The sequence below is a fragment of the Streptomyces sp. NPDC002125 genome (genome assembly GCF_053593715.1).
On record NZ_JBSFDD010000003.1, the window covers coordinates 460,637 to 484,009 of the forward strand.

Genomic DNA, 23,373 nt, shown 5'->3' on the forward strand with positions numbered 1-23,373 from the left:
CTCATGGCCAGTGAAGAAGGCACCGCGCAACCGGCGGTGCGCCGCGCCACGGCCCTGCCTCAGGTCTCCGGACCCGCCGCCGCGAACCCCGCCCTCGCCCCGCGCACACCGGCGGCGGGCAGGGCCGGAGCCGAACCGGGCGCGAGTGAGCCGGGGCCGGGTGCGCCGACCGCCGAACCGGGCGCGAGCGCACCGGAGCCGGCCGCATCTACGGCAGGCGAGCCGGCGGCAGGCGAGCCGACAGCGGGCGAAACCGCACGGACCGGCACGACGGGCCGCGCCCGGACGGTGGGCAGCACCCCCGTGACGCCCGAACCGGGCCCCGGCGCCGCCACCGCCCAGCCGGACGGCGGGACCGCCGCCGCGTCGGGCGCGGGCGGTGCCGCGGAGCCGCCCGCCGTGACCACGGCCGCCGGTGACCCGCCGTCCCCGCGCCCCAACAAGCCGCTGCTCGCCGCTGCCGCGATCGGCGGGAGCCTGCTCATCGGCGTACCGCTCCTCTTCATGGGGATGAGCGACGACGACACCCGGACGCGACCCACCGCGGCGTCCGTCTCGTCCGACGTGCTGCCGCACGACTCGGGCCGGTCGGGCAGCACCCCGGGCAGTTACGTGCCCGCCTCGCCCTCGGCGACGCCCTCGCCCACCACGGGCCCACGGAAGGAGTCCACCGGGCCCTCGCCGTCGACCCGGGCCGCCGCGGACACCGGCCCTGCCCCGGCGAGCGGTACGCGTAAGGAGGCGGCGGAGAAGCCCGCGAAGGCGGCACCCTCACCCACGGCCGCCGCCCGCCGCGCCGCCGTACGTGCCGGAGGCGCACTGCCCACGAGTGCGCGGTTCTCGACCGTCACGGGCATCCTCATCAAGAACCGGATGACCGGGCTGTGCGTCGACGTGCCGAACTACGGCAAGGGGAAACTCAACGGCTCCGTCGAGCAGTTCACCTGCGACGGCACCAGCCGCGACAACCAGCTGTGGGACCTGGTGGTCAACCAGAAGGGTGCGGGCCCCGGCGGCGCGGACCTGTTCACGGTCCGCAACGGCAAGGACAACTACTGCCTGGACCTGCCGGATTACGGGGCCAAGCCCGCCAGGACCGCCGTCTACGAGTGGCACTGCAACCCGGGCTCCGGGGACAACCAGATGTGGTACCTGGACAAGCGGGCCGACGGCGCCTTCTGGATTCGCAACCACAAGAGCGCGGGCCTCTGCCTGGACGTCGCGGGCCTGGGCGGATCGGGCGGCCGAGGCGCCAACCTCACCGTGTACGGCTGCTCCGCCCAGGACGACCACCTCTGGTCGTTCGCCTGAGCACCTGCTCGCCCCCCACCTCACGGAGGATGTGATCCGATGTCCGTTCCCCCGGTTCCCGGAGGCAGCGGGGCCGCCGCGCCTGTCCCGTCAGGCCGGCCCGGCCCGCCCTCCGTCCGCCAGGCGGTCGCGCTGCCCGCAGGTCCCGGCGCGCCCGGTACCGCCCTCGTCCCCGCAGCCGCACCGCCTGCCACCGCCTCTCCTGAGGCACCCACCGCCACACCGCCTGCCACCGCCTCGCCCGCGGCATCCACCGCCGCGACCCCGGCGGCGGGCGGCACCACGACGACCGCAGCCACGACGGCCGGGGGCAGCGGTAGAGCCGGCGAGGCCGCGAGGGCGAGCCGGGCCGGTGACCCCGAGGCGGCCGGTCAGGCACGCCACGCGGGTCAGGCAGGTCAGGCCGTGACGACCGGCCGCCCCGGCGCGGGTTCCCCGGGCGAACCCCCGGCCGCAGCGGTATCGACGGCCTCCGCCGAGCTCCCGGCAGCGGCGGCGGCAGCCGCCTCCGCCGTGCCCGGCGGTCCCGGTGCCGACGGGGAGGCCGCCGTGGGGGGACGGCCCAAGAAGCCACTGCTGGCCGCCGCCGCGATCGTCGGCTCCCTGCTGATCGCCCTGCCCTTCGCGCTGGCCTCCGACGGCGGCCGGGACGACGGCGCGGCCCAGCTGGTCACCTCGCCCACCACGGGCACCGTGCTCCAGGACGGCTCCTCCCGCAGACCCGGTGCCTTCACCGCCGCGTCCCCCTCGCCCTCACTCTCACCCTCACCGTCCGCCTCCTCGGCGGGCCCCGAGGACAGGCAGCCGAAGACCGCCCCCAGGCCCGCACCCGCCCCCGGTGGCGAGAAGGCGTCCACCGAGCCCGCCACGGTGAAGAAGAAGCCCGCCGCGTCACCGAAGGCGACAGCCAAGGGCACCGGCACGTCGGTCGGCGCGGCGCCCAAGCCGCCCGGGAACGCCCTGGTCAGCGCCCAGTCGGGCAAGTGCCTCAGCGCGGGGTCCGGAAAGGACGGCACCCAGCTCAGCCTGTGGCCGTGCGACGGATCAGCTTCCCAGCGCTGGGACTTCAGGGCGGACGGCACCGTACGCGCCCTGGGGATGTGCATGGATGTCGCCTGGGCGTCGACGGAGGACCTCACCGCGATCCAGGTGGCCTACTGCAGCGGCAACCCGGCCCAGCAGTTCTACCTCAACTCCACCCAGGACCTGGTCGCCAGGATCGCCACCAAGTGCGTGGACATCTATCAGGCGAGCACCGCCAACGGCACCCCGGCCGTGCTCTTCCCCTGCTCCGGCGGCCCCAACCAGACCTGGTCGAAGGCCTGACCCCGGGCCCGAGCCGGACGAGAGACCCTAGGCGGACCCGTGGGAGACGGACTCGCGGGAGTCGCGCGTCGTCCCGGCGACCCGGGGCTTCTCTCCGTACCTGTGGCAGTGGGGGTTGTGGCAGGACCCGGGACCCCAGTGCGGGACGAAGATGCCGAGGGTCTTGTGCCGCTCCAGGACGGTGTCGACGGGCTTCTTGCAGGCCGGACACGCGTACTCCGCCTGCCGGTCGGTCTGACGCTCGGTACTGGCCATGTCTTTACGGTAATCCAACATCGGACAATAAGAAACTTGTCCGACTTTTTACCCTCTGGGGTCCGGAGGAGCGCCGGAAACGTGCTCCGGAAGTGTGCCGCCCGGGGCGCCCGCCGGGCCTTCCGGCAGCGCACGGCGGACCGGCCGCAGGGGCTACAAGGAGCGGCCCGGCCCGGAACCTGATGCCATGGGACGGGGGACGCCTCGACGAAGGGACCATCCGGTCATGGCACGCGCACCGTCACCGGCCGCAGTCCTGCTCTCCGTGCACGCCGTCGTCTTCGACACGGACGGTGTGATCACCGACTCCGCGACGGCCCACGCCTCGGCCTGGAAGGAGGCGTTCGACGCCTGTCTCGCCACCCATGAGGGGCAGCGGCCGTTCGACGAGGCCGAGGAGTACCGGCAGTACGTCGACGGCAAGGCGCGCAAGGACGGCGCCTCCGCGTTCCTCGCTTCCCGGGGGATCGACCTCCCGGAGGGCAGCCCCGACGACCCGCCGGGCACCGGGACGGTGTGGGCGGTTGCCGCGCGCAAGGACAAGGCGTTCACCGAGAGCCTGCGCACCCGTCCGATCGCCGTCTGGCCGGGCACAGTGCGCCTCCTGCGCGTGCTGCGCGACGCGCGGGTGCCGATCGCCGCCGCCTCCGCCTCCCGGCACGCGACCGAACTGCTGGCCGGTGCCGGTCTCCTGGGCCTGTTCACGGCGGTGGTCGACGGCAACGAGGCACGCCGCCTGGAGCTGCCCGGCAAGCCCGATCCCGCCCTGTTCATCGAGGCGGCCCGGCGCCTGGGCGTCCCGCCGGGGGACAGCGGAGTCGTGGAGGACGCGCTGGCCGGGGTCGAGGCGGGCAGGCGCGGGGGCTTCGGCCTGGTCGTCGGGGTGGACCGCTCGGACACGCCCGAGGGCGCCGCCGCCCTGCGCCGGCACGGCGCGGACCTGGTGGTGTCCGATCCGGGGGACCTGCTGATCAGCGGGGCGAACTGATGGCGCGGGACTGGGTCTGGGTGTACGAGGGGTACGACCCGGAGAAGGAGCGGCTGCGCGAAGCCCTGTGCACCCTCGGCAACGGCTACTTCGCCACCCGGGGTGCCGCGCCCGAGACACCGGCGGCGACGTCGCACTACCCGGGCACCTACGCGGCGGGCTGCTACAACCGTCTGACCTCGTCCGTCCAGGGCCGCCAGGTCGAGAACGAGGACATCGTCAACCTCCCCAACTGGCTGCCGCTGCGCTACCGCATCCACCCCGAGGGCGCCGGCCCCGGACCCTGGCTGACCCCCGACCACCCGTATCTCGCGGAGCACCGGCAGTCCCTCGACCTGCGCGGTGGAGTCCTCACCCGCCACTCGGTGTACGAGGACGGCGACGGCCGCCGTCTGACGGTCGCGCAGGAGCGTCTCGTGCACATGGGCGACCCCCATCTCGCCGCGCTGCACACGGTGTTCACGGCCCATGGCTGGGCGGGTGAGCTGGAGGTGGAGGTCGCGATCGACGGCGACATCCGCAACTCAGGTGTCGCCCGCTACCGGGAGCTCGCCGACCGCCACCTCATCGGCTGGGAGACCGGCACGGAGCCGGAATCCGCGGTGTGGCTGCGCTGCCGCACGGTCGAGTCGGACATCGGTATCGCGCTGGCCGCCCGCACGGTGGCCTCCTGCGGCCCGGAGCGTAACGGCGACCACCGGGCGGAGCCCCGGCAGGAGCCGCGAGCGGTCCACCAGACGCTGATGCTCCCGCTGTCCCCGGACTCGGACGCCGTCGTCGACAAGACGGTCGCGCTCTTCACCTCCAGGGACCCGGCGATCGGCAGCCCGCTGCGGGCCGCCGTGTCCGCCGTCGATGAGGCTCCGGTGTACGCCCGGCTGCTGACCACCCACCGCCGGGCCTGGGCGGATCTGTGGCAGCAGGCCAGGCTGGAGGTGCCCGGCGAGCCCGGACGCATTCTGCGGCTGCACCTCTTCCATGTGCTCCAGACACTCTCCCCGCACACCGCCGAGCTCGATGTCGGCGTACCGGCCAGAGGGCTGCACGGCGAGGCGTACCGGGGGCACGTCTTCTGGGACGAGCTGTTCGTCCTGCCTTTCCTGAACCTCCATCTCCCGGAGGTCTCACGGGGGTTGCTCGACTACCGCCACCGGCGGCTCCCCGCCGCCCAGGCCGCGGCGCAGGCGATCGGCAGGTCCGGGGCGATGTACCCGTGGCAGAGCGCCGACGAGGGGCGCGAGGAGACCCAGGAGGTCCACCTCAACCCGCGTTCGGGGCGCTGGCTGCCCGACCGGTCACGCCTCCAGCACCATGTCGGCTCGGCGGTCGCGTACAACGTGTGGCAGTACTGCCAGGCGACCGGCGACACGGAGTACCTCTACTCCAAGGGCGCCGAGATGCTGCTCCAGATCGCCCGTTTCTGGGCGGACAGCGCGGAGTGGGACGCGTCCCTCGGGCGCTACCGCATCAGGGGCGTCGTCGGACCCGACGAGTACCACGACGCCTACCCGGACTCGGAGTCCGCGGGGCTCGACGACAACACGTACACGAACGTGACTGCGGCCTGGGTGCTGGCGAGGGCCGGTGAGCTGTGCCGCTCCCTCCCCGCGAGCCGCTGCCGGCAGCTTCTCGACCGGATCCGGCTCGACCCGTCCGAGATGGACCGCTGGGACGAGATCTCACGCAGGCTGTACGTGCCCCATCACCGAGGCGTCATCAGCCAGTTCGCCGGTTACGGGGATCTGGCCGAGCTGGACTGGGAGGGCTACGGGGAGCGGTACGGCAACATCCGGCGCCTGGACCGGATCCTGGAGGCCGAGGGGGACACCGTCAACCGCTACCAGGCGTCCAAGCAGGCCGACGTGCTGATGCTGGGCTACCTCTTCTCGCCCAGGGAACTCGCCTCGCTGTTCCGGAGGCTCGGGTACGAACTCGACGACGAGACCTGGCGGGCCACCGTCGACTACTACGTGAAGCGCACGAGCCACGGCTCCACCCTCAGCTCCCTCGTCCACGCCTGGGTGCTGGCCCGGGTGCACCGCGACGACGCCTGGGCGTACTGCGAGGAGGCGCTGATCGGGGACGTCGCCGACATCCAGGGCGGTACGACGGAGGAGGGCATCCACTTGGGGGCGATGGCGGGCACGCTCGACTTCGTCCAGCGCGGCATGACCGGTCTGGAGACCCGCGACGACGCCCTGTGGCTCGCCCCGGCCACCCTGCCGCAGCTGTCGAAGTTCCGGATGCGGCTCCGTTTCCGGCGGCACTGGGACGTGGACCTGCGGCTGCGCGCCGAACGTCTGCGGATCGCCGTGCCGGACTCGGAACGGCCGGGCGTCCGGGTCAGGCTGGACGGCAGCGCCTATGTCGTCCAGCCGGGGACGGCGCGCTGGCTGGAGCTGCCCACCGACATGCCCGGCGGGTCCTGAAAGAGGGGCCCTGGGAGCCGGCCGCTTCCGGGGCCGGTCCCCGTTCACGCGGGCCGGGACGACACCAGCACGCCGATCTTGTCGATGCGGTGTTCCGGGTTGTGCTGGGCGTCGCGCCAGAAGTTCCCGGCCGCGTCGTCCTCCGGCGTCGCGCAGGTGGAGAGGGTGATCATGGCCTCGGTGGGCTTCTCGCCCGGTTCGCCCGGCACCTCGGCGCGCTGTTCGGCGAGCGAGCGCTCCGAGCGGAACGAGGTCTCCCGGGTCTCCGTGATCCGGTACTCGTACACCGTGCCGCTCCGGGTGACGAGGACCGTGTCGCCCTTCTCCAGCGACGGCAGGTCGTGGAACGGACCTCCGGCGGAGAGCCGGTGGGCCGTCACCAGGTAGTTCCCTCTCTCGCCGGGCCCGACGCCGCCCTTCTCGCCGTACGGGCTGGCCGCCGCACCCGTGTCCTGGACGCGGGTTCCCGGAGCGTCGTCCGTCGTGCCCTCGTACGGCACCACGCGCAGGCCGGTGATGCCGATCGCCGGGACGGTGAGCTCGGCGGTCTCGGTGCGCGGGTCGGTCCTGTCGGTGGGCGCCGCGGCTGCCGTGGCCGCGGCGGCCGGGGTGGCCGCGGCGGCCGGGGTGGCTGCCGCGACCGCCGCCGGACCTCCGGCGGCCAGCACGACGACGGCTGCGGCGGCGCAGGCTCGGGGGAGCCGGCGGAGTGCCTGGGAAGGGTGCATGACGGGTTCCGGATCGATGGCCGGTGCTGCCTCGGTGCGGGCCTGTGGGGCCCGGCCCGCACCTTCCAGTACACCACCGGTCATCCGGCGGCGCCCGGGTCGAGCAGCTCGCGCACCTCCTCGGCGGTCGTCTCCGTGAGCTCCTCGCCCACGAGCACCCAGCGGGTGATGCCGACCGACTCCAGGAAGGCCAGGTCGTGGCCGGCGATCACGAGCGCGCCCTCGTAGGAGCCGAGTGCGCTGGTCAGCTGCCGCACGCTCGCCAGGTCCAGATTGTTGGTCGGCTCGTCCAGCATCAGCAGCTGGGGCGCCGGGGTGGCGAGCATCGTCGCCGCGAGGGCGGCACGGAAGCGCTCCCCGCCCGACAGGGTGCCCGCCTCCTGCTCGGCCCGCGCGCCCTTGAAGAGGAAGCGCGCGAGCTGCGAGCGGATCTCGTTGTCCGTGGTCCCCGGCGCGAGACGGGACACGTTCGCCGCGACGCTCAGCGAGTCGTCCAGCACGTCCAGGCGCTGCGGCAGGAAGCGCAGCGGCACGAAGGTCCTGGCCTCCCCCGACTCCGGTGCCAGCTCCCCGGTGAGGGTGCGCAGCAGCGTCGTCTTGCCCGCGCCGTTGCGTCCCACGAGCGCGACGCGTTCGGGCCCCTGGACGTGGAGCTCGCCCTCGCGCAGGGTGCCGAAGCGGGGCCGGAGCCCCTGCACGCTCAGGACCGTGCGGCCCGCGGGGACCGCGGTGCGGGGGAGCTTCACCCGGATCTCCGCGTCGTCACGGATCGCCTCCGACGCCGTGTCGAGCCGCTCGCGCGCCTCCTGGAGCCGGTCCTCGTGCAGCCCGCGCAGCTTGCCCGCGGCCTCCTGGGACGACCTCTTGTGCTCGCCCGCGACGATCCTCGGCGCGCGCCGCTGGGCGTCCATCTTCTTGTTGTGCCGCTGGCGGCGGGCGACCTTGATCTGGGCCTCCTCCAGCTCGCGCTTCTGACGGCGTACGTCGGACTCGGCGGCCCGCACCATGCGCCCGGCCGCCTCCTGCTGGGTGGCGAGCGCCTCCTCGTACGCCGACCAGCCGCCGCCGTACCAGTTCACCGTGCCGGCGCGGAGATCGGCGATGCGGTCGACCCGTTCCAGCAGGTCACGGTCGTGGCTGACCACGAGGAGCACACCGGAGCGCCAGGACTCGACGGCGTCGTACAGCCGGCGGCGCGCGAACACGTCGAGGTTGTTGGTCGGCTCGTCGAGCAGCAGCACGTCGGGGCGCTCCAGCAGCAGCGCGGCCAGCCGGAGCAGCACGGTCTCGCCGCCGGACAGCTGCCCGGCGGTGCGGTCGAGGCCGACGTCGCCGAGGCCGAGCGAGCCCAGGGTCGCCAGGGCCCGTTCCTCGACGTCCCAGTCGTCGCCGACCGTCTCGAAGTGTCGCTCGGAGACGTCCCCGGCCTCGATCGCGCGCAGCGCCGTACGCCGCTCGGTGATGCCGAGGGCGTCCTCGACACGGAGGTCCGTGTCGAGCGTGATGTTCTGCGGCAGGTACGCGAGGTGACCGCCGACGGTCACCGAGCCCGACGAGGGACGGAGCCGGCCGGCCAGCAGCCTCAGCAGGGTGGATTTTCCGGAGCCGTTGGTGCCGACGAGACCGGTGCGGCCCCGGGGGACGCTCAGGGAGAGCCCGTCGAAGACCTGCGTGCCGTCCGGGTGGCTGAAGGACAGGGCGGAGCAGGAGAGCGACGCGGCGGGCGTGGGCTGGGACATGTGATCCTCGCGGTCGTAAGCATGTGATCAGGGGCTTCGTGTGCGAGCACCACGCGGCGACCGGCCGAGGAGAGAAAGGGGTGCGGTCCTCCGGAGAGACGGGAGGACGGTCCATGCACCGAGGTCGCATCCACGCGGGGTCACGGGGCGGCAGAAGAGCCGACGGCGGCGTGACGGGCTACGGCAGGGGCCGTACCGCGCGATGATCGCGAACCTCAGATGCGCAACGTCCACCTCTATCGGAGACAACAGGACTCAAAAACTGTACACCGTGTGCGGGCCGGCGGCCCGGGATTTCGCGGGGGACGCCGTCTTGACGCGGGGGCGCGGGTTCCTCAGCGTCTGCTCGCCCGATCGCGGGGTACTCCGAAACATTCGGGATCGGCGATGTGTGACGCCGCCTCCTGCGCTGAGGGACCGGATCAGGCCCGCGGAGCCCCGGTCGCGTCAGCCGATCCGCCCCGCGAACAGGGCTCCGCCCCCGCACGCACGCGGGGAGGCGTGTGCGCACGGGGGCGGAACCGGGGGACGGGGCGTGGTCAGTCCTCGCCGAGGTAGGCCTTGCGGACGCTCTCGTCGTGCAGGAGCTCGGGGCCCGTGCCGGACAGCACGATGCGGCCGGTCTCCATCACGTACGCCCGATCCGCCAGCGCCAGCGCGGCGCGGGCGTTCTGCTCGACGAGGAGGATCGTCGTGCCGGACGCCTTGAGTTCGGCGACGGTCGCCATGATCTTCTGCATCATGATCGGTGACAGCCCCATGGACGGCTCGTCGAGCATCAGCAGCGAGGGCTGGCACATCAGCGCGCGGGCCATCGCGAGCATCTGCTGCTCACCGCCGGACATGGTGCCCGCCGGCTGGGACCGGCGTTCCCGCAGGCGGGGGAAGAGCTCGTACGAGCGCTCGATGTCCTCGGCGATCGAAGGGTCGTCCTTGCGGATGTACGCGCCGAGCAGCAGGTTCTCCTCGACGGTCAGCCGGGGGAAGATGTGCCGCCCTTCCGGCGAGTGGGCCAGGCCCAGCGAGACCACCTTGTGGGCGGGTACGCCCGCGAGGTCCCGGCCGTCGAAGCGGACCGAACCCGCCGACGGGAGCAGCTGACCGCTCAGGGCCTGGAGCGTCGTCGTCTTGCCGGCGCCGTTGGTGCCGATCAGGGTGACGACCTGGCCCGCGTCCACAGTGAAGGAGATGCCCTTGACGGCCTCCACCTTCCCGTAGGCGACGCGAAGGTCGGTCACTTCCAGCAGCGCGCTCATGGCGTCTCCTCCTCGGCGGTCGCGGTGGTGGCGCCGGGGGTGGACGGGGCGTCGCCGCCGAGCGCCTCCTCCAGTTCCGGCGGGGCGCCCAGATAGGCGTCGATGACGCGCGGGTCCGCCTGGACCACGGCCGGGGCCCCCTCGATGATCTTGCTGCCCTGGACGAGGACCGCGACCCGGTGGCAGAGGTTCATGATGAAGCGCATGTCGTGCTCGATCACCAGGATCGCGACGCCCCGCTCCCGTATCGCCAGGACCAGTTCCTCGGCCTCGCGGGTCTCCTGCGGGTTCATGCCCGCCGTCGGCTCGTCGAGCAGGAGCAGCGCGGGGTCGGACGCCATGGCGCGGGCGATCTCCAGGCGGCGCTGGGCACCGTAGGAGAGGTTGCGGGCCAGTGAGTCGCCGAGGCCGTCCAGGCCAGTGAAGGCGAGGAGTTCGTCGGCCTTCGCCCGCGACTCGCGCTCGGTGCGCCGGTGGCGGGGGCCGTGGCCGATCGCGGAGAGCAGCCCGGCCCGGCTGCGGGTGTGGTGGCCGACCATGACGTTCTCGCGGACCGTCATGTTGGCGAACAGCCGGATGTTCTGGAAGGTACGGGCGACCCCGGCGCGGGTGACCTTCGCGGGGCGCGGCGGCAGGGCCGCGCCCCGGAACCGCACCTCGCCCTCGGTGGGCACGTACAGGCCGGTCAGGCAGTTGAAGAAGGTGGTCTTGCCGGCGCCGTTCGGGCCGATCAGTCCGACGATCTCGCCCGCGCGGACGGTCAGGTCCACGTCGTCGACGGCGGTCAGGCCGCCGAACCGCATGGTCACACCCCGGGCGTCCAGGATCGCCTCGGCGGTGGACGCCTCCGCGGTGTGTTCGGTGGTCTCGGTCATGCCCTGGCCTCCACAGCGGCCTCGTGTGCCTCGGCTTGCGCCACTTCTTCCTCGTGGAACTCCAGTTGCCGCTTGCGGTCGGGCACCAGGCCCTCCGGGCGGTAGCGCATCATGAGGATGAGCGCGAGACCGAAGAGCATCATCTGGTACTTGCTGAAGAACTCGAACTTCGCCGGGATCAGATACAGCAGCGCGGCCCCGACCAGCGGCCCGGAGATCGTGCCCATGCCGCCGAGGACGACGGCCGCCAGCAGGAACGCCGAGTTGGGCGGGGCGGTGTCGGCGAACTTGTAGTTGTCCGGGACCGCGTTGGTCTGGAGGTGGGCCATGACCGCCCCCGCGAGACCGGCCAGCGAGGCGCCGAGGCCGAAGGCCAGCAGCTTGAACCGGAAGCCCTCGATGCCCATCGCCGTGGCCGCGGTCTCGTCCTCGCGCAGCGCGACCCAGGCCCGGCCGACGCGTGAGTTGCCGACCTGCGCGTAGACGAAGACCACCAGGGCGATCACCGCGAGCAGCAGCAGGTAGTAGTTGGCGAACCGGCCGAACGTCACGCCGAGGATGGTGTGGCTCTGCCCGAAGTCGAAGCCGAGGACGCTCAGGTTCGGGATGGAGTTGATGCCGTTCGGGCCACGGGTCAGCAGCGGACCGGACGTGCCGTCGAGGTTGTTGACGGTGATCCGGAAGATCTCGCCGAAGCCGAGCGTCACGATGGCCAGGTAGTCGCCGTGCAGACGCAGTGTCGGCGCTCCGATCACCACACCCGCCACCAGCGAGACGGCCATGCCGAGCAGCGCCGCCGCCCAGAAGGGCAGGGTGATCCCGATCGTGGAGAACGAGGACCCGGAGACCAGGGCGGCGGTGTACGCGCCGGTGCCGAGGAAGGCGACGTAACCGAGGTCGAGCAGCCCGACCATGCCGACCACGATGTTCAGCCCCAGCGCCACGGCGGCGAACACGAGGATGTTGTCCGCGATGGCGGTGTACTGCTCGTTGCTCTGGGTGAAGGGGAAGACGAGCGCGGCGGCCAGGGTGGCGACCGCGACCGCGATCCTGTGACGGGAGTTGATCTCGCTCATCCGCGCGGTGAGGCCGCTGACCACCAGGGCGCGCAGACCCAGCCCGGCGGCCGGGAGGAAGGCCAGGAACTCCTCGGCGGAGCCCGTGGTGATCCCGTACGTCAGGACGTACATCGCGGCCAGGAACACCACGGTGATCAGGGCGATCTCGGCGGCGTGCGGCAGCCGTACGGCGGCCTTCCGGGCCACCGGCGCGTCCTCACCCGCCGGCAGTCCGTAGGCCCCGGCGGTGAGCAGCAGGACGGCCGCGGCGGCGAGCCAGCCGCCCGGCTCGATGTTGACGGCTCCGCCCAGGGTGACGGCGATGGCGCCGACGGTGATCAGGGTGCTGGTCAGCGCGGCGAGCGCGGCGGCGCGGACGGCCCTGACCTGGCGCAGCACGGCGAGGAGCAGGGTGAGCAGTCCCGTGGCCAGCGTGACGAACTGGCTGCCGCCGGGATAGCCGGCCAGAGTCAGGTTGCCGGGGAACGCGGCGGTCCACGTCCACGGCAGGAACGGGGAGACGAGGGTCAGGGCGAGGCCGGTGCCGGTGAGGGCCTTGGCCGCCACCGGGTTCATGGGCTTCATGGGCATCACGGATTTCATGGAACGCGCGGGGGTACGGGCGCCGGAGGCGGGAGTCGTCGTCATCGCGGTCACGCCCTGTCCGCGACGCGTTCGCCGAGCAGGCCCTGTGGCCTGATCAGCAGCACGACGATGAGGATGACGAAGGCCCACACGTCCTTCCAGACGGACCCGCCGAACATCGACAGCGACGGGATGTGCGGGAGGATTCCGGAGGCGGCGGACTCGGCGACACCGAGCACCACCCCGCCGAGCATGGCTCCGCGGATGTTGCCGATCCCGCCGAGCACGGCGGCGGTGAAGCCCTTCAGACCGGCGATGAAGCCCATGTTGTACGAGATGAGCCCGAGGCGGAGCCCCTGGGTGACGCAGGCGACGGCGGCCAGGACGGCGCCGATCGCGAAGGCGATGACGATGACCCGGTCGGTGTCGATGCCCATCAGCCGTGCGGTGGCGGGGTCCTGGGCGGTGGCCTGCATGGCGCGGCCGGTGCGGGTGCGGCGCACGAACCAGGCGAGGCCCGTCATGCACAGCGCGGCGACGACGACGGTCAGCACGGCCGCGTGACTGATGGCCACGCCGCCGATCTCCAGTGGCTTGCCCGGGAGTTGGGGGAAGGCCACGGGGGCGGTGACACCGACGGACTCGCCCGGCAGCGTGAAGAAGTTGAAGACGACCTGCTGGAGGAAGAGCGACAGGCCGATCGCCGCGATCAGCGGGGCGAGCCGGGGCGCCCGGCGCAGCGGCCGGTAGGCGAAGCGTTCGGCGGCCACCGCGGCGGTCACCGCGATGATGATCCCGGCGATCAGCAGGACGGGCAGGGCCAGCCAGAGCGAGACGGACTGGAGCCCGGGGACCCAGGCGTAGACGAAGAGGGCGCCGAAGCCGCCCAGCATGAAGATCTCGCCGTGGGCGAAGTTGATGAGCTGGAGGATGCCGTAGACCATCGTGTATCCGACGGCGATCAGCCCGTACATGGAGCCGAGGACGAGTCCGTCGGCCAGGAGTTGTATGAGTTCGGTGAGGGTCACCCGGGGTCCTTAGGGGGCGGGGTGGATCTGGGGCGCTGGGTGCGGGGGCGGCGGCGGGGCCGCGTCCTGGGCGGGGCTGCGGGACAGGCCGCCGGGGCCGGGAGGGCTGGGGGAGTTCGCGTGGGGAACGGCAGGGCGGCCCGGGGTGTCCTCGCGGGGGACGGCCGGGCGGCCCGGGGGAGTTCGCGTGGGGAACGGCCGGGCGGCCCGCCCGCCGGTGCGCCGCCGCTACTTCTCGACGGTGATGACCTCGACGCCGTCCTTCCAGGCGCCGTTCTCCACGGCGTTGACGCTGATCACCTGGTTGACGCTGTCCCCGAACTCGTCGAAGGCGACCTGGCCGGTGGCGCCGGAGAAGGAGACCTTCTGCATCGCGGTGACGACGTCGGGCCGGAGGTCCTTGACCGCGCCGATCTTCCCGTCCTTGCCCTCGGCCGCCGCCTTGACCGCCTGGATGAGCGCGGTCGTCGCGTCGTAGGTGTACGCGCCGAAGACGCCGTACGGCTCGGAGTAGCCGGCCGCCTTGTAGTCGGCGATGAAGCTCTTCGCCGAGTCCAGCGTGTCCACGGGGGCGCCGTCGGACGTCGTGTACGTACCGTTCGCCGCCTCCTTGCCCGCGAGCTCGATGAGCTTGTCGTCCTTCACGGCGTCACCCGCGCCCATCGGCCCGTCGAAACCGGCCGCCACGAGCTGCTTCTTCAGCGGGCCGGCCTGCGGGTACTCACCGCCGTAGAACACGCCCTGCGCACCGGAGGACTTGACGCTGTTGACGACGGCCGCGTAGTCGCTCTCGTCCGGGTTGATGCTCTGGTGGATGGCGACCTTGCCGCCGAGCTCCTTGTAGGCGTCCGTGAAGTTGCCGATGATGCCCGCGCCGTACGTCTTCTTGTCGTCGACCGTGGCGATCTTCTTGATCTTGAGGTCGTTGAAGAAGTACTCCGCCATGACCGGGGCCGCCACCGCGTCCGTGGTGATGGTGCGGAAGTAGCTGGCGTACTCCCGCTTCGGCGTCTTCTTGTAGTCGGAGCCCTGGGTGAGGGTGGGGTTGGTGTTGGCGCCGGACACCTGCACGAGCTTCGCGTCGGCCAGGGTGGACTGCATGGCCGCGGACACCGAGGAGTTGTACGCCCCGACGACACCGATCACGCTGTCGTCGGCGGCGAACGCGGCGGCGTTCTGCTGACCGATGTTCGGCAGCGCCTGGTCGTCCTTGGCGACGAGCTCGAACGTGACCCCCGGAACGGTCTTGTCCTTGTTGGCCTTCTTCACGGCCAGCTCGGCGGAGTTCTTCATGCCGAGGCCGACGGCCGCCAGGTCCTTCGAGAGCGGGGCGTCGAAACCGATGGTGAGGGTGGTGGAGCCGCCGGCGGCATCGGTGCCGTCCCCGGTGTCCCGGCTGCCGCACGCGGACAGGGCGAGCGCCCCGGCCATGACGGGCACACCGATTCTGAGCAGGCGAACGTGACGCATGGTTCCTCCCCAAGACATGTCCGCGGCCGACGGTCGTCCGGGCTGCGCGGTGACTGAACGTTATGGGGGCGGTGGCTTGATCCAGGCTGTCTGCGCGGACGACGTTGACGCCCGCACGTTGTCCGACCGGACAATGCGCGACACGCGCGGGACGCATTGCGGAGACCTGGGCGCACGGAAACCCTTCATCCCGTGCGGCACAAGGGATTCCGGGTCTCCGGCGGCCCAGTCAGAGGGCCGGTCTGCCCGCCGTACGGAGCTGGAGCATGGCCATCAGCCGCTGCTCCGGGTCGTCCAGGTCGAGGCCGCTGAGGGAGACCGCACGCCGGATGCGGTGGCGCAGCGTGTTCGGGTGGATGTGCAGCCGCTCCGCGACCTTGGAGACGTCCCCGAAGGCGTCGAGGTACAGGAGCAGTGACGACGCCAGCTCGGTGCGCTGTCTGCGGTCGCGCTCGATCAGGACGTCGAGCGCGGGATCGCGTACGTCGGGCCTGGCGTCCAGCAGTTCGAGGATCGCGCCGAGCGCGACGGAGGAGCGCACGTCGTCGTACGTCGCCACCGCCCGCCCCGGGGTGCCGGCCATGGCGTCCAGCACGGTGTCGGCGGTGCTCCGCGCCGTCGGGGCTTCCGCGAGCCGGGCCACCGGCCGGGCGAGCGCCCCCTGCACGGGCGTCCCGAGATGGCTGCGCAGCGTGGACACCAGATCGGCGGCCCAGGACAGCACCGCCGGATCGGACGGCGCGGTCCCGGCACTGTCCTGCGGACCGGCGGCCCCGGACCCGTTGCCGGCCGCGGGCTCCTGGACGCCGGGTCCTGGAGGGGCCTCCGGCAGCAGGACGTAGACCCGGCCGTCCAGCCGCGCGGCCACGGCGCTGCGCCGGTAGGCGGCGGCGTGCACGGCGACGATCCCGGCCGCCCGGGTCCTGCGCAGCTCCAGCTCGGGACCGGCGGGCCCGGCGGCGTCCTCGCGTTCCCGCAGGTCGATTCCCAGGACCGTGGCCCCGCTGTCGGCGGCCACCCCCAGCTGCCCGGCGGCCGAACCCGCGGCCGGCCGGCCGGCCAGCAGCCCCGCCACCAGCTCCTCGCGCAGGGCGGAGCCCGGTCCCGCCCTGCCGTGCCCGCGCACGAGGAGGAGCGCCGCCAGACGGGCGGCACCGCGCAGCACCCGGTCGGTGCGCTCCTCCAGCGGGCCCTGGCCCTCCTGCACCCAGATCGTCCCGAGCAGCCTGCTGCCCGCGCTGATCCCTGCGACCCGGCGGCTGCGGATGCCGAGTTCGGGCCTCTCCCGCACGGCCACGATCTCCTCGCCGCCCCGCAGCCGGGTGTAGACCCCCCAGTCGCGCAGGACGGCGAGGAACTCCTCGGGGCAGACCCGCCCGAGGATCGAGAGCCGGCGCAGCTCGTCGACCTGGTCGCCCGAGCGGCTGTACGCCATCACGCGGTTGGCCGCGTCCTCGATGCTCACGATGCCGCCGGTGAGGGTCGCCACGGTCTGGGCGAGCGAGAACAGGTCGCCGTCCGTGCCGAGTTCCGCCGGATCGGGCACCCCGCCGACGGAGTCCACGACCGCGCGGGCCGCCGACTCCACCTGCTCCCAGCGGGCCCGCGGGTCCACGGCGAGCAGCGCGGTCCCGCACTCCGCGGCGGCCCTGCGCAGCTCCTCGCCGTCGCCGGCGCCGGTCTTGACGGCCACCGCGACCGCGCCGGCCCGTCCGGCGGCGATGAGCGCGCGCAGCGCGGCCCGGCCCCGGGCGCCGATCAGGAGCACCAGGTCCCCCTGGCAGTCCAGGAGTTCGGTGTCGCACGGCTCGGCGATCACGACGTCGCGCAACGGCGCCTCCAGACCGCGCGGAGCCGTCAGCAGGTCCACACCCGGGCCGCCGAGCGCGCTCACCACGTGGTGCAGCTGGACGGCGGGCACCACGACCTCCCCCACGCTCGGCAGCTGCGTCGTCAGCAGGCACGCTAGCGGCGGCGGAGGGGCGGCCGGATTGTCCTGCCGGACAACATCTGCCGCCCGGGACTGTCGAGGCGTCCAGCGCGGTGGGGCCGGCCGTGCCGTCCGGACGGGTTCCGCGGGTCAGCGTGCCGGCGGCCGTGCCGCCCGGAAGGGTTCCGGGTCAGCGTGCCGGGAAGGGGCTGGGCCCCGTCTCCCCCGTACCGCCGAGCAGCCGCAGCTGGAGCATGGCCGCGAGCCGGTCCTCGGGGTCGTCCAGGTCGAGTCCCGTGCGCTCGGATGCCTTGCGCACCCTGTACCGCAGGGTGTTGGGGTGGACGTTCAGGCTCTTCGCGACCCGGGTCACATCGCCGAAGCCGTTCAGATACGCGAGCAGGGAGCTGGCCAGCTCCGTACCGTTCTCCGCGTCGTGGGCGACCAGTGCCTCCAGCCCCGGGTGGCGGATCTCGCGGTGGCTCTCCAGGACCTCCAGCAGATCGCGCACCATGAGCGACGCGGTCAGCCTGCTGTGGCTGTCGACGGCACGGTCGGGTGTGCGGGCCATGACCTGGAGCGCGTGGTAGCCGCGGAGTTTGACCGAGGGGATGCCGTCGAGCCGCTGCGCGGTGCCCGCGACGGCCGCCTGGACCGGGGTCCTGTGATGGCGCCGCAGCGTGGCGACCAGATCGGCGGCCCAGCGGAGCAGCGGCGCCTCGTCGGTGTGCCCGGCGGGGCCGGGCAGGATGGCGTAGATCTGCCCGCAGGCCTGGGCGACGACGGCGTTGGTCCGGTAGGCGGCGGCGTGCACCGACACGATCTGCGCGGCCTCGGCCCGCCGGGCGTCGTGCCAGGCGGTGTCCCCGTCGTCCGGGTCGCGGAGGTCCACGGCGACGACGGAGGCGGACGCGGCGGGGGCGATCCCCAACTGTGTCCCGAGCGCGACGGAGTTGAAGCGCCCGGTGAGCAGGCCGTGCGCGAGGTCGGCCCGTGCGGGGAGCCGGGCGGTGGAGTCGCCCCTGTAGTAGTGGTCGACCATCTGCGGCACGGCGAGCCGGGCGGCGCCCCGGAGCACGTCGCCCGTGCGGTCGGAGAGCGGGCGCCGACCCTCCTGTACCCAGATGGTGCCCAGTGGCCTGCTCCCCGCGTTGATGCCGATGACCAGCCGACGCCGCACCCCGAGGTCGGGGCGGTCCGGCACCTCGATCACCTCTTCCCCGGCGCGGGCCTGCCGGTAGACGCCCCATTCGCGGAGCAGGGCGAGGAACTCCTCGGGGCAGGCGCGGCCGAGGATGGACTCGCGCCGGAAGGCGTCGGCCTCCTCGCCCGATCCGGCGTAGGCCACGATCCGGTGGGCGTTGTCCTCGACGGCCACGACGCCGTGCGTCAGCGTGACGACCGTCTGCGCCAGGGAGAAGAGGTCGCCCGACCGGTCCGCCGGCTGCGTCGCCCCGCTGTCCAGCAGTCCGCGCACCCGGGCCTCGACCTGGTCCCAGCGCAGCCCGTCGGGTACACCGAGCACGGAGACCCCGGCCCCCATGGCGGCGGCCCGTACGCCCTCGGTCAGCCCTTCGGGCCCGACCCGCACCGCGACGGCCACCGCCCCCGCCGCACCGGCGGCGCCCACGGCCGCCACCGCCGCGGCTCCCCGGGCCCCCGCGACCAGCACGAGCGCGCCGGGAACGGGGCCGAGCGCCTCCCCGGGCGCGGCGATGACCACCTGGGCCACGTCGTCGTCGGTGCTCCCTCCCGCCTGGGCGACGGGAACCCCGAGATACGCGACGAGCAGCGGGAGAGCCACCCCGGCACGGGGGCGTGCAGACGTGTCGCGTCTGTCAGCCAGATCCATGTGCGAAGGGTAAGGGCACTTCCTGGGAACGACGGCGGGCGTCCACAACGGTTCCGCTACTTCCCCGCCCGGTGTCCCCGCACCCCCGCGCTCAAGGGCTCTTGGCCTGTGCACGATGTGCGAAGCCTGTGTTGCCTTGTGTGGCGCCGGATGGACGCGCGGTCAACAATATGGCGCGGTCATGACAGCTGCCCGGGAATCCTTGCCCCTCCCGAACGCCCCCGGCCATCGTCGGATGCGGCGCACGAACCCCGTACGCCGCACCCGTCGGCGCGCCGGACCCAGTGGCGCGCCACCGTTCGAGGAGGACCTCTCGATGGCAGCAGTGCGCAACACCAAGCGGCGGATCGCCGCCGCGATCGCGACCGCGACGACCGTGGCACTCGCAGTCGGAGCAGGAGCGGCCTTACCCGCCCAGGCGGCCCAGCCGGAAGGCAGAGTCCTGCACGCCGGGGCGGCCGGGGCGGTGCCGGGAAGCTACATCGTCACGCTCAAGCAGACGGCCGGCTTCAAGGCGTCCGCGAGCGAGGGCAAGCAGCTGATAGCCGAGCACGGCGGCACGATCAAGCGCACCTACGCGTCGGCGCTGAACGGTTACGCCGCCACGCTGAGCAGCACCGAGGCCAAGCGGCTCGCCGCCGACCCGGCGGTCGCCTCGGTCGAGCAGGACCAGAAGGTCCACTCGACCGCCACCCAGACCAGCGCGCCCTGGGGCCTCGACCGGATCGACCAGACCAGCCTCCCGCTGAGCGGCACGTACACCTACCCGGACACGGGCGGCAACGGCGCGACCGTCTACGTCCTCGACACCGGCGTGCGCATCACCCACCAGGAGATCAGCGGCCGGGCCTCGTACGGCTACGACTTTGTCGACAACGACGCCACCGCCCAGGACGGCGCCGGCCACGGCACCCACGTCGCCACGACCGTCGCCGGCACCACCTACGGTGTGGCGAAGAAGGCGAAGATCGTCGCGGTCCGGGTCCTCGGCAACGACGGCTCCGGCACCACCGCCGGAGTGATCGCCGGAGTCGACTGGATCACCGCCAACCACGTGGCCAACTCCGTCGCCAACGTCTCGCTCGGCGGCGGGGCCAGCACCACGCTGGACAACGCGGTACGGCGCTCCATCGCGTCCGGGGTGACCTACTCCATCGCGGCGGGCAACTCGGGTGCCCTGGCCTCCGGTTACTCACCTGCCAGGGTCGACACCGCGATCACGGTCGGCGCCACGACGAGGACCGACGCCAGGGCCACGTACTCGAACTACGGCCCCGTCGTCGACATCTTCGCGCCGGGCTCCGCCATCACCGCGGGCTGGAACACCTCGGACAGTGCGACCTACACCGGCAACGGCACCTCGTTCGCCGCCCCGCACGTCTCCGGCGCCGCGGCGGTCTACCTGACGAGCCACCCGGGCGCCAGCCCGGCGACGGTGGCCTCGGCACTCGTGAACGGCGCGACGGCCAACGTCCTCACCGGCGTCGGGACCGGCTCCCCGAACAAGCTCCTCAGGCTCGTCCCGTAAGTCCTGCGTGTCCGGCGGGTTCTCCCGGACCCGTGTGTGTGACACCACCGACGGCCGGGGACCCGTGTGCCGGGGCCCGTACGGGGCGATCCCCCGTACGGGCCCCGGCTCCCGCCGTTCCCGGCCCTCTTCGGACATGGTCCGCCGGTTCCCACAGCGCATTCACAGGTGTTCTTCAGATGGTGCTCATCCCCGCGCCGCAAGCTGGTCGTCCACACCGCGCAGGGTGGACGCACACACCCCGCACGGTGGGCAGCGCGCACATCGAGAACGACCACGGAGACCCGACCGCAGGACCGTACACACCGAGCACCACCCCCTGGACGGGCATCCGCCGGAGCACTTCGCAGGCCCGGCACACCCCTGGACGCCCGCCGCGAACGACGGGGAAGCCCCGGACCGCACCACGCGGCCCGGGGCTTCCCCGTACCGCCACCCGGCCGCACACGCGCTGTTCACCCGGACGCCGCTCCACGCTCGCCCGCAGGTGGGACCATCTCGCTCCGTCACTGTCGCGCAACGGAGAAACGATGCCCCCGAAGAGAACCTACGCCGCGCTCACAGCCGTGGCTGTCGCCGTCGGCACGCTGGCGGTCACGGGCGCGGCGAGCGCCCACCAGGAGACGCGGCGGCCCCTCGCCTTCGACCGCACCGCGACCTACCCGGTCTTCCAGAACCGGCCGGCCGGCGAGGACCCGTCCGCCGCGACCGTCGCCGAGATCTCCGCGACGAGCGAGGACGGCAGGACCCTGATCTACACCGACGCGCTCGCGCGCCGGATCGGCTTCCTCGACATCAGCCGGCCCGGAGAGCCGCGCGGGCTCGGCACGCTGTCGCTGGCCGAACTCGGTGACGCGGAGGACGAGCCGACCTCCGTCGCCGTGGTCGGCGACCACGTCCTGGTGGTGGTCAACACCAGCGCCGGCTACACCACCCCGTCCGGACGCCTCGACGTCATCTCGCTGCGCGACCGCAAGCGGGTCACCAGCTTCGACCTGGGCGGCCAGCCGGACTCCATCACCGTCACCAAGGACAAGCGGTACGCCGCCATCGCGATCGAGAACGAGCGCGACGAGGAGGCGACCCCGCCCGGAGGCGAGGAGGGCGACCTCCCGCAGGCCCCGGCAGGCTTCGTACGCATCGTCGACCTCAAGGGCGGCAAGCCCCAGGGCTGGAGCCTCCGGTCCGTCCCGCTGACCCGCCCCGACGGCACGGCGCTCCCCATGCTGGCCGACGCCGGTATCGCCGAACCCACCGACCCGGAACCGGAGTACGTCTCCGTCAACAGCCGGAACCAGCTCGCCGTGACCCTCCAGGAGAACAACGGCATCGCCCTGGTGGACCTGCCGACGGGCCGGATCACCAAGGCCTTCGGCGCGGGTACGGCCACGGTGCGGGGCATCGACACGGCCAAGGACGGCGTGATCGACCAGACCGGCTCGATCACCGGCGTGGCACGCGAGCCCGACGCCGTCAGCTGGGTCGACGACCGCTATCTGGCGACCGCCAACGAGGGCGACTGGAAGGGCGGCACGCGCGGCTGGTCCGTCTTCGACAGCCGGACCGGCAAGGTCGCCTGGGACGCGGGCAGCAGCTTCGAGCGGATCGCCGTACGCCACGGCCTGCACAACGAGGACCGCGCGGGCAAGAAGGGCACCGAGCCCGAGGGCGTCGTGGTCGCCACCTTCCGCGGGGTGCGCTACGCCTTCGTCGGATCGGAACGCAGCAACTTCGTCGCCGTCTACGACCTGACCCGGCCGGCCGCCCCCGTCTTCCGCCAGGTCCTGTCCACCACCAACGGCCCCGAGGGCCTCCTGCCGATCCCGTCGCGGGACCTGCTCGCGGTCTCCAGCGAGGAGGACGACGCCTCGGTCAACGTACGGGCCTCGGTGACCCTGTTCCAGCTGGGCCGGGGCCCCGCAGCCGCGGCCCCGGGCATCGTGTCCGCCCCCGACTCCACGGGCGCGCCGATCGGCTGGGGTGCCCTCGGCGCCCTGTCGGCGGTGCCCGGCAGGCCGCACGAGCTGTACACGGTCACCGACGCGGCGTACGACGACACCCGCGTCCTGACCCTGGACACGTCACGCACTCCGGCGGTCATCACCCGCGCGCTCACGGTGAAGGACGCGGAGGGCCGGCCGGTCGGCTACGACGCCGAAGGAATCTTCGCCCGACCCCAGGGCGGGTTCTGGCTCGCGGTCGAGGGCGCGACGGGCGACGGCAACAGGCTGGTCCGGCTCGACCGTGACGGGGTGACCCGACAGGTCGTCACGCTCCCGGCGGACGTCGCCGCGGGCCTGACGAAGCAGGGATTCGAGGGAGTCACCGCCACCACGGACCGCAAGGGCCACGAGGTCGTCTGGGCCACGCTTCAGCGCGAGGTCAAGGGCGACCCGGCCGGAACGGTACGGCTCGGCCGGTACGACGTCCGGGCGGGCACCTGGAGCTGGTACGGCTACCGGATCGGCACCACCGACACGCCGGGCGACTGGATCGGCCTCTCGGAGATCACGGTGGTCGGCGACAAGCTCGCCCTGATCGAACGGGACAAGCTCAACGGCCCGTCGGCACAGGTCAAGCGGATCTACACCGTCGCCCTCCCCGCGTCGGCCGCCCCCTCGGGCCCGCTGCGCGTCCTGCCCAAGACGCTGGCCCACGACGTGCTGCCCGACCTGCGGGCGACGAACGGCTGGACCCAGGAGAAGCTGGAGGGCCTGACCGTGGGCGGAGACGGCCAGGTCTACGCCGTGACGGACAACGACGGAGTCTCCGACGCCACCGGCGAAACGGTCTTCCTGCGCCTCGGCTCCAGCAAGCGCATCTTCGGCCGCGACTGACCCGCGTACGACGGGCAGGCCGCGACCCGGGCCCGGGTACGACGGGCAGGCCGCGACTGACCCGCGTACGACGGACAGTCCGCGACCCGGGCCCGGGTACGACGGGCAGGCCGCGACTGACCCGCGTACGACGGACAGTCCGCGACCCGGGCCCGGGTGCCGCACACGCCGCACCCGG

General features: G+C 72.9%; 16 protein-coding genes. 6 read left to right on the plus strand and 10 right to left on the minus strand.

Going from position 1 to position 23,373, the window contains the following annotated elements; genetic code table 11:
• Window positions 1–3: 3 nt before the first annotated feature.
• Together ACWCQM_RS07955 and ACWCQM_RS07960 are read left to right on the plus strand one after the other, a co-directional pair.
• Window positions 4–1,311 carry an RICIN domain-containing protein gene (locus ACWCQM_RS07955; RefSeq protein WP_450914431.1) on the plus strand — a complete coding sequence of 436 codons (1,308 nt, stop codon included), beginning with the start codon at window positions 4–6 and terminating at the stop codon, window positions 1,309–1,311.
• Between the two features lie 39 nt (window positions 1,312–1,350).
• Window positions 1,351–2,637 carry a ricin-type beta-trefoil lectin domain protein gene (locus ACWCQM_RS07960; protein ID WP_450914432.1) on the plus strand — a complete coding sequence of 429 codons (1,287 nt, stop codon included), beginning with the start codon at window positions 1,351–1,353 and terminating at the stop codon, window positions 2,635–2,637.
• Between the two features lie 27 nt (window positions 2,638–2,664).
• On the opposite strand, the gene ACWCQM_RS07965 is transcribed toward ACWCQM_RS07960, so the two are convergent.
• Window positions 2,665–2,892 carry a hypothetical protein gene (locus ACWCQM_RS07965; RefSeq protein ID WP_450914433.1) on the minus strand — a complete coding sequence of 76 codons (228 nt, stop codon included), beginning with the start codon at window positions 2,890–2,892 and terminating at the stop codon, window positions 2,665–2,667.
• Between the two features lie 226 nt (window positions 2,893–3,118).
• On the opposite strand from ACWCQM_RS07965, the gene ACWCQM_RS07970 reads away from it, so the two are divergent.
• Together ACWCQM_RS07970 and ACWCQM_RS07975 are read left to right on the plus strand one after the other, a co-directional pair.
• Window positions 3,119–3,880 carry an HAD family hydrolase gene (locus ACWCQM_RS07970; RefSeq protein ID WP_450914434.1) on the plus strand — a complete coding sequence of 254 codons (762 nt, stop codon included), beginning with the start codon at window positions 3,119–3,121 and terminating at the stop codon, window positions 3,878–3,880.
• A complete protein-coding gene (locus ACWCQM_RS07975; protein WP_450914435.1) occupies window positions 3,880–6,309 on the plus strand; it encodes a glycoside hydrolase family 65 protein in 2,430 nt (809 codons plus the stop codon). Before ACWCQM_RS07970 ends, ACWCQM_RS07975 begins: the two co-directional genes overlap by 1 nt.
• A gap of 44 nt (window positions 6,310–6,353) precedes the next feature.
• On the opposite strand, the gene ACWCQM_RS07980 is transcribed toward ACWCQM_RS07975, so the two are convergent.
• The 9 genes from ACWCQM_RS07980 to ACWCQM_RS08020 form a co-directional block, all read right to left on the minus strand.
• A complete protein-coding gene (locus tag ACWCQM_RS07980; protein ID WP_450914436.1) occupies window positions 6,354–7,037 on the minus strand; it encodes a class E sortase in 684 nt (227 codons plus the stop codon).
• Window positions 7,038–7,117: 80 nt separating this feature from the next.
• On the minus strand, window positions 7,118–8,776 hold the full coding sequence (locus ACWCQM_RS07985) for an ABC-F family ATP-binding cassette domain-containing protein (RefSeq protein ID WP_450914437.1): 1,659 nt from the start codon (window positions 8,774–8,776) through the stop codon (window positions 7,118–7,120).
• 539 nt (window positions 8,777–9,315) lie between these two features.
• Window positions 9,316–10,032, minus strand: a complete 717-nt coding sequence (locus ACWCQM_RS07990; protein WP_450914438.1) for an ABC transporter ATP-binding protein — start codon at window positions 10,030–10,032, stop codon at window positions 9,316–9,318.
• Window positions 10,029–10,907 carry an ABC transporter ATP-binding protein gene (locus tag ACWCQM_RS07995; RefSeq protein WP_450914439.1) on the minus strand — a complete coding sequence of 293 codons (879 nt, stop codon included), beginning with the start codon at window positions 10,905–10,907 and terminating at the stop codon, window positions 10,029–10,031. The genes ACWCQM_RS07990 and ACWCQM_RS07995 overlap by 4 nt, the downstream gene beginning before the upstream one ends.
• Window positions 10,904–12,556 (minus strand): branched-chain amino acid ABC transporter permease, encoded by a 1,653-nt coding sequence (locus ACWCQM_RS08000; protein WP_450914440.1) that lies wholly within the window; start codon window positions 12,554–12,556, stop codon window positions 10,904–10,906. Before ACWCQM_RS08000 ends, ACWCQM_RS07995 begins: the two co-directional genes overlap by 4 nt.
• A 62-nt stretch (window positions 12,557–12,618) precedes the next feature.
• On the minus strand, window positions 12,619–13,578 hold the full coding sequence (locus ACWCQM_RS08005) for a branched-chain amino acid ABC transporter permease (protein ID WP_450914441.1): 960 nt from the start codon (window positions 13,576–13,578) through the stop codon (window positions 12,619–12,621).
• A gap of 228 nt (window positions 13,579–13,806) precedes the next feature.
• On the minus strand, window positions 13,807–15,048 hold the full coding sequence (locus ACWCQM_RS08010; RefSeq protein WP_450914442.1) for a branched-chain amino acid ABC transporter substrate-binding protein: 1,242 nt from the start codon (window positions 15,046–15,048) through the stop codon (window positions 13,807–13,809).
• 229 nt (window positions 15,049–15,277) lie between these two features.
• On the minus strand, window positions 15,278–16,969 hold the full coding sequence (locus tag ACWCQM_RS08015) for a PucR family transcriptional regulator (protein ID WP_450914443.1): 1,692 nt from the start codon (window positions 16,967–16,969) through the stop codon (window positions 15,278–15,280).
• A gap of 199 nt (window positions 16,970–17,168) precedes the next feature.
• A complete protein-coding gene (locus ACWCQM_RS08020) occupies window positions 17,169–18,830 on the minus strand; it encodes a PucR family transcriptional regulator (protein WP_450914444.1) in 1,662 nt (553 codons plus the stop codon).
• Between the two features lie 316 nt (window positions 18,831–19,146).
• Between ACWCQM_RS08020 and ACWCQM_RS08025 the strand changes: the two genes are divergently transcribed.
• Both ACWCQM_RS08025 and ACWCQM_RS08030 read left to right on the plus strand, forming a co-directional pair.
• The gene (locus tag ACWCQM_RS08025) at window positions 19,147–20,358 is read left to right on the plus strand and encodes a S8 family peptidase (protein WP_450914445.1); all 1,212 of its coding nucleotides are present in this window, start codon (window positions 19,147–19,149) and stop codon (window positions 20,356–20,358) included.
• Window positions 20,359–20,888: 530 nt separating this feature from the next.
• Window positions 20,889–23,195, plus strand: coding sequence for an esterase-like activity of phytase family protein (locus ACWCQM_RS08030; RefSeq protein WP_450914446.1), 2,307 nt, complete (start codon window positions 20,889–20,891; stop codon window positions 23,193–23,195).
• Window positions 23,196–23,373 lie beyond the last annotated feature (178 nt).

Excerpts from the sequence above, each read along its gene's own strand:
- ACWCQM_RS08025 (WP_450914445.1), top strand. The coding sequence starts at position 19,147 with ATGGCAGCAGTGCGCAACACCAAGCGGCGGATCGCCGCCGCGATCGCG.
- ACWCQM_RS07955 (WP_450914431.1), top strand. The coding sequence starts at position 4 with ATGGCCAGTGAAGAAGGCACCGCGCAACCGGCGGTGCGCCGCGCCACG.
- ACWCQM_RS07990 (WP_450914438.1), bottom strand. The coding sequence starts at position 10,032 with ATGAGCGCGCTGCTGGAAGTGACCGACCTTCGCGTCGCCTACGGGAAG.
- ACWCQM_RS07975 (WP_450914435.1), top strand. The coding sequence starts at position 3,880 with ATGGCGCGGGACTGGGTCTGGGTGTACGAGGGGTACGACCCGGAGAAG.
- ACWCQM_RS08010 (WP_450914442.1), bottom strand. The coding sequence starts at position 15,048 with ATGCGTCACGTTCGCCTGCTCAGAATCGGTGTGCCCGTCATGGCCGGG.
- ACWCQM_RS08030 (WP_450914446.1), top strand. The coding sequence starts at position 20,889 with ATGCCCCCGAAGAGAACCTACGCCGCGCTCACAGCCGTGGCTGTCGCC.
- ACWCQM_RS07965 (WP_450914433.1), bottom strand. The coding sequence starts at position 2,892 with ATGGCCAGTACCGAGCGTCAGACCGACCGGCAGGCGGAGTACGCGTGT.
- ACWCQM_RS07995 (WP_450914439.1), bottom strand. The coding sequence starts at position 10,907 with ATGACCGAGACCACCGAACACACCGCGGAGGCGTCCACCGCCGAGGCG.
- ACWCQM_RS07970 (WP_450914434.1), top strand. The coding sequence starts at position 3,119 with ATGGCACGCGCACCGTCACCGGCCGCAGTCCTGCTCTCCGTGCACGCC.
- ACWCQM_RS07985 (WP_450914437.1), bottom strand. The coding sequence starts at position 8,776 with ATGTCCCAGCCCACGCCCGCCGCGTCGCTCTCCTGCTCCGCCCTGTCC.
- ACWCQM_RS07960 (WP_450914432.1), top strand. The coding sequence starts at position 1,351 with ATGTCCGTTCCCCCGGTTCCCGGAGGCAGCGGGGCCGCCGCGCCTGTC.
- ACWCQM_RS08000 (WP_450914440.1), bottom strand. The coding sequence starts at position 12,556 with ATGCCCATGAAGCCCATGAACCCGGTGGCGGCCAAGGCCCTCACCGGC.
- ACWCQM_RS08020 (WP_450914444.1), bottom strand. The coding sequence starts at position 18,830 with ATGGATCTGGCTGACAGACGCGACACGTCTGCACGCCCCCGTGCCGGG.
- ACWCQM_RS07980 (WP_450914436.1), bottom strand. The coding sequence starts at position 7,037 with ATGCACCCTTCCCAGGCACTCCGCCGGCTCCCCCGAGCCTGCGCCGCC.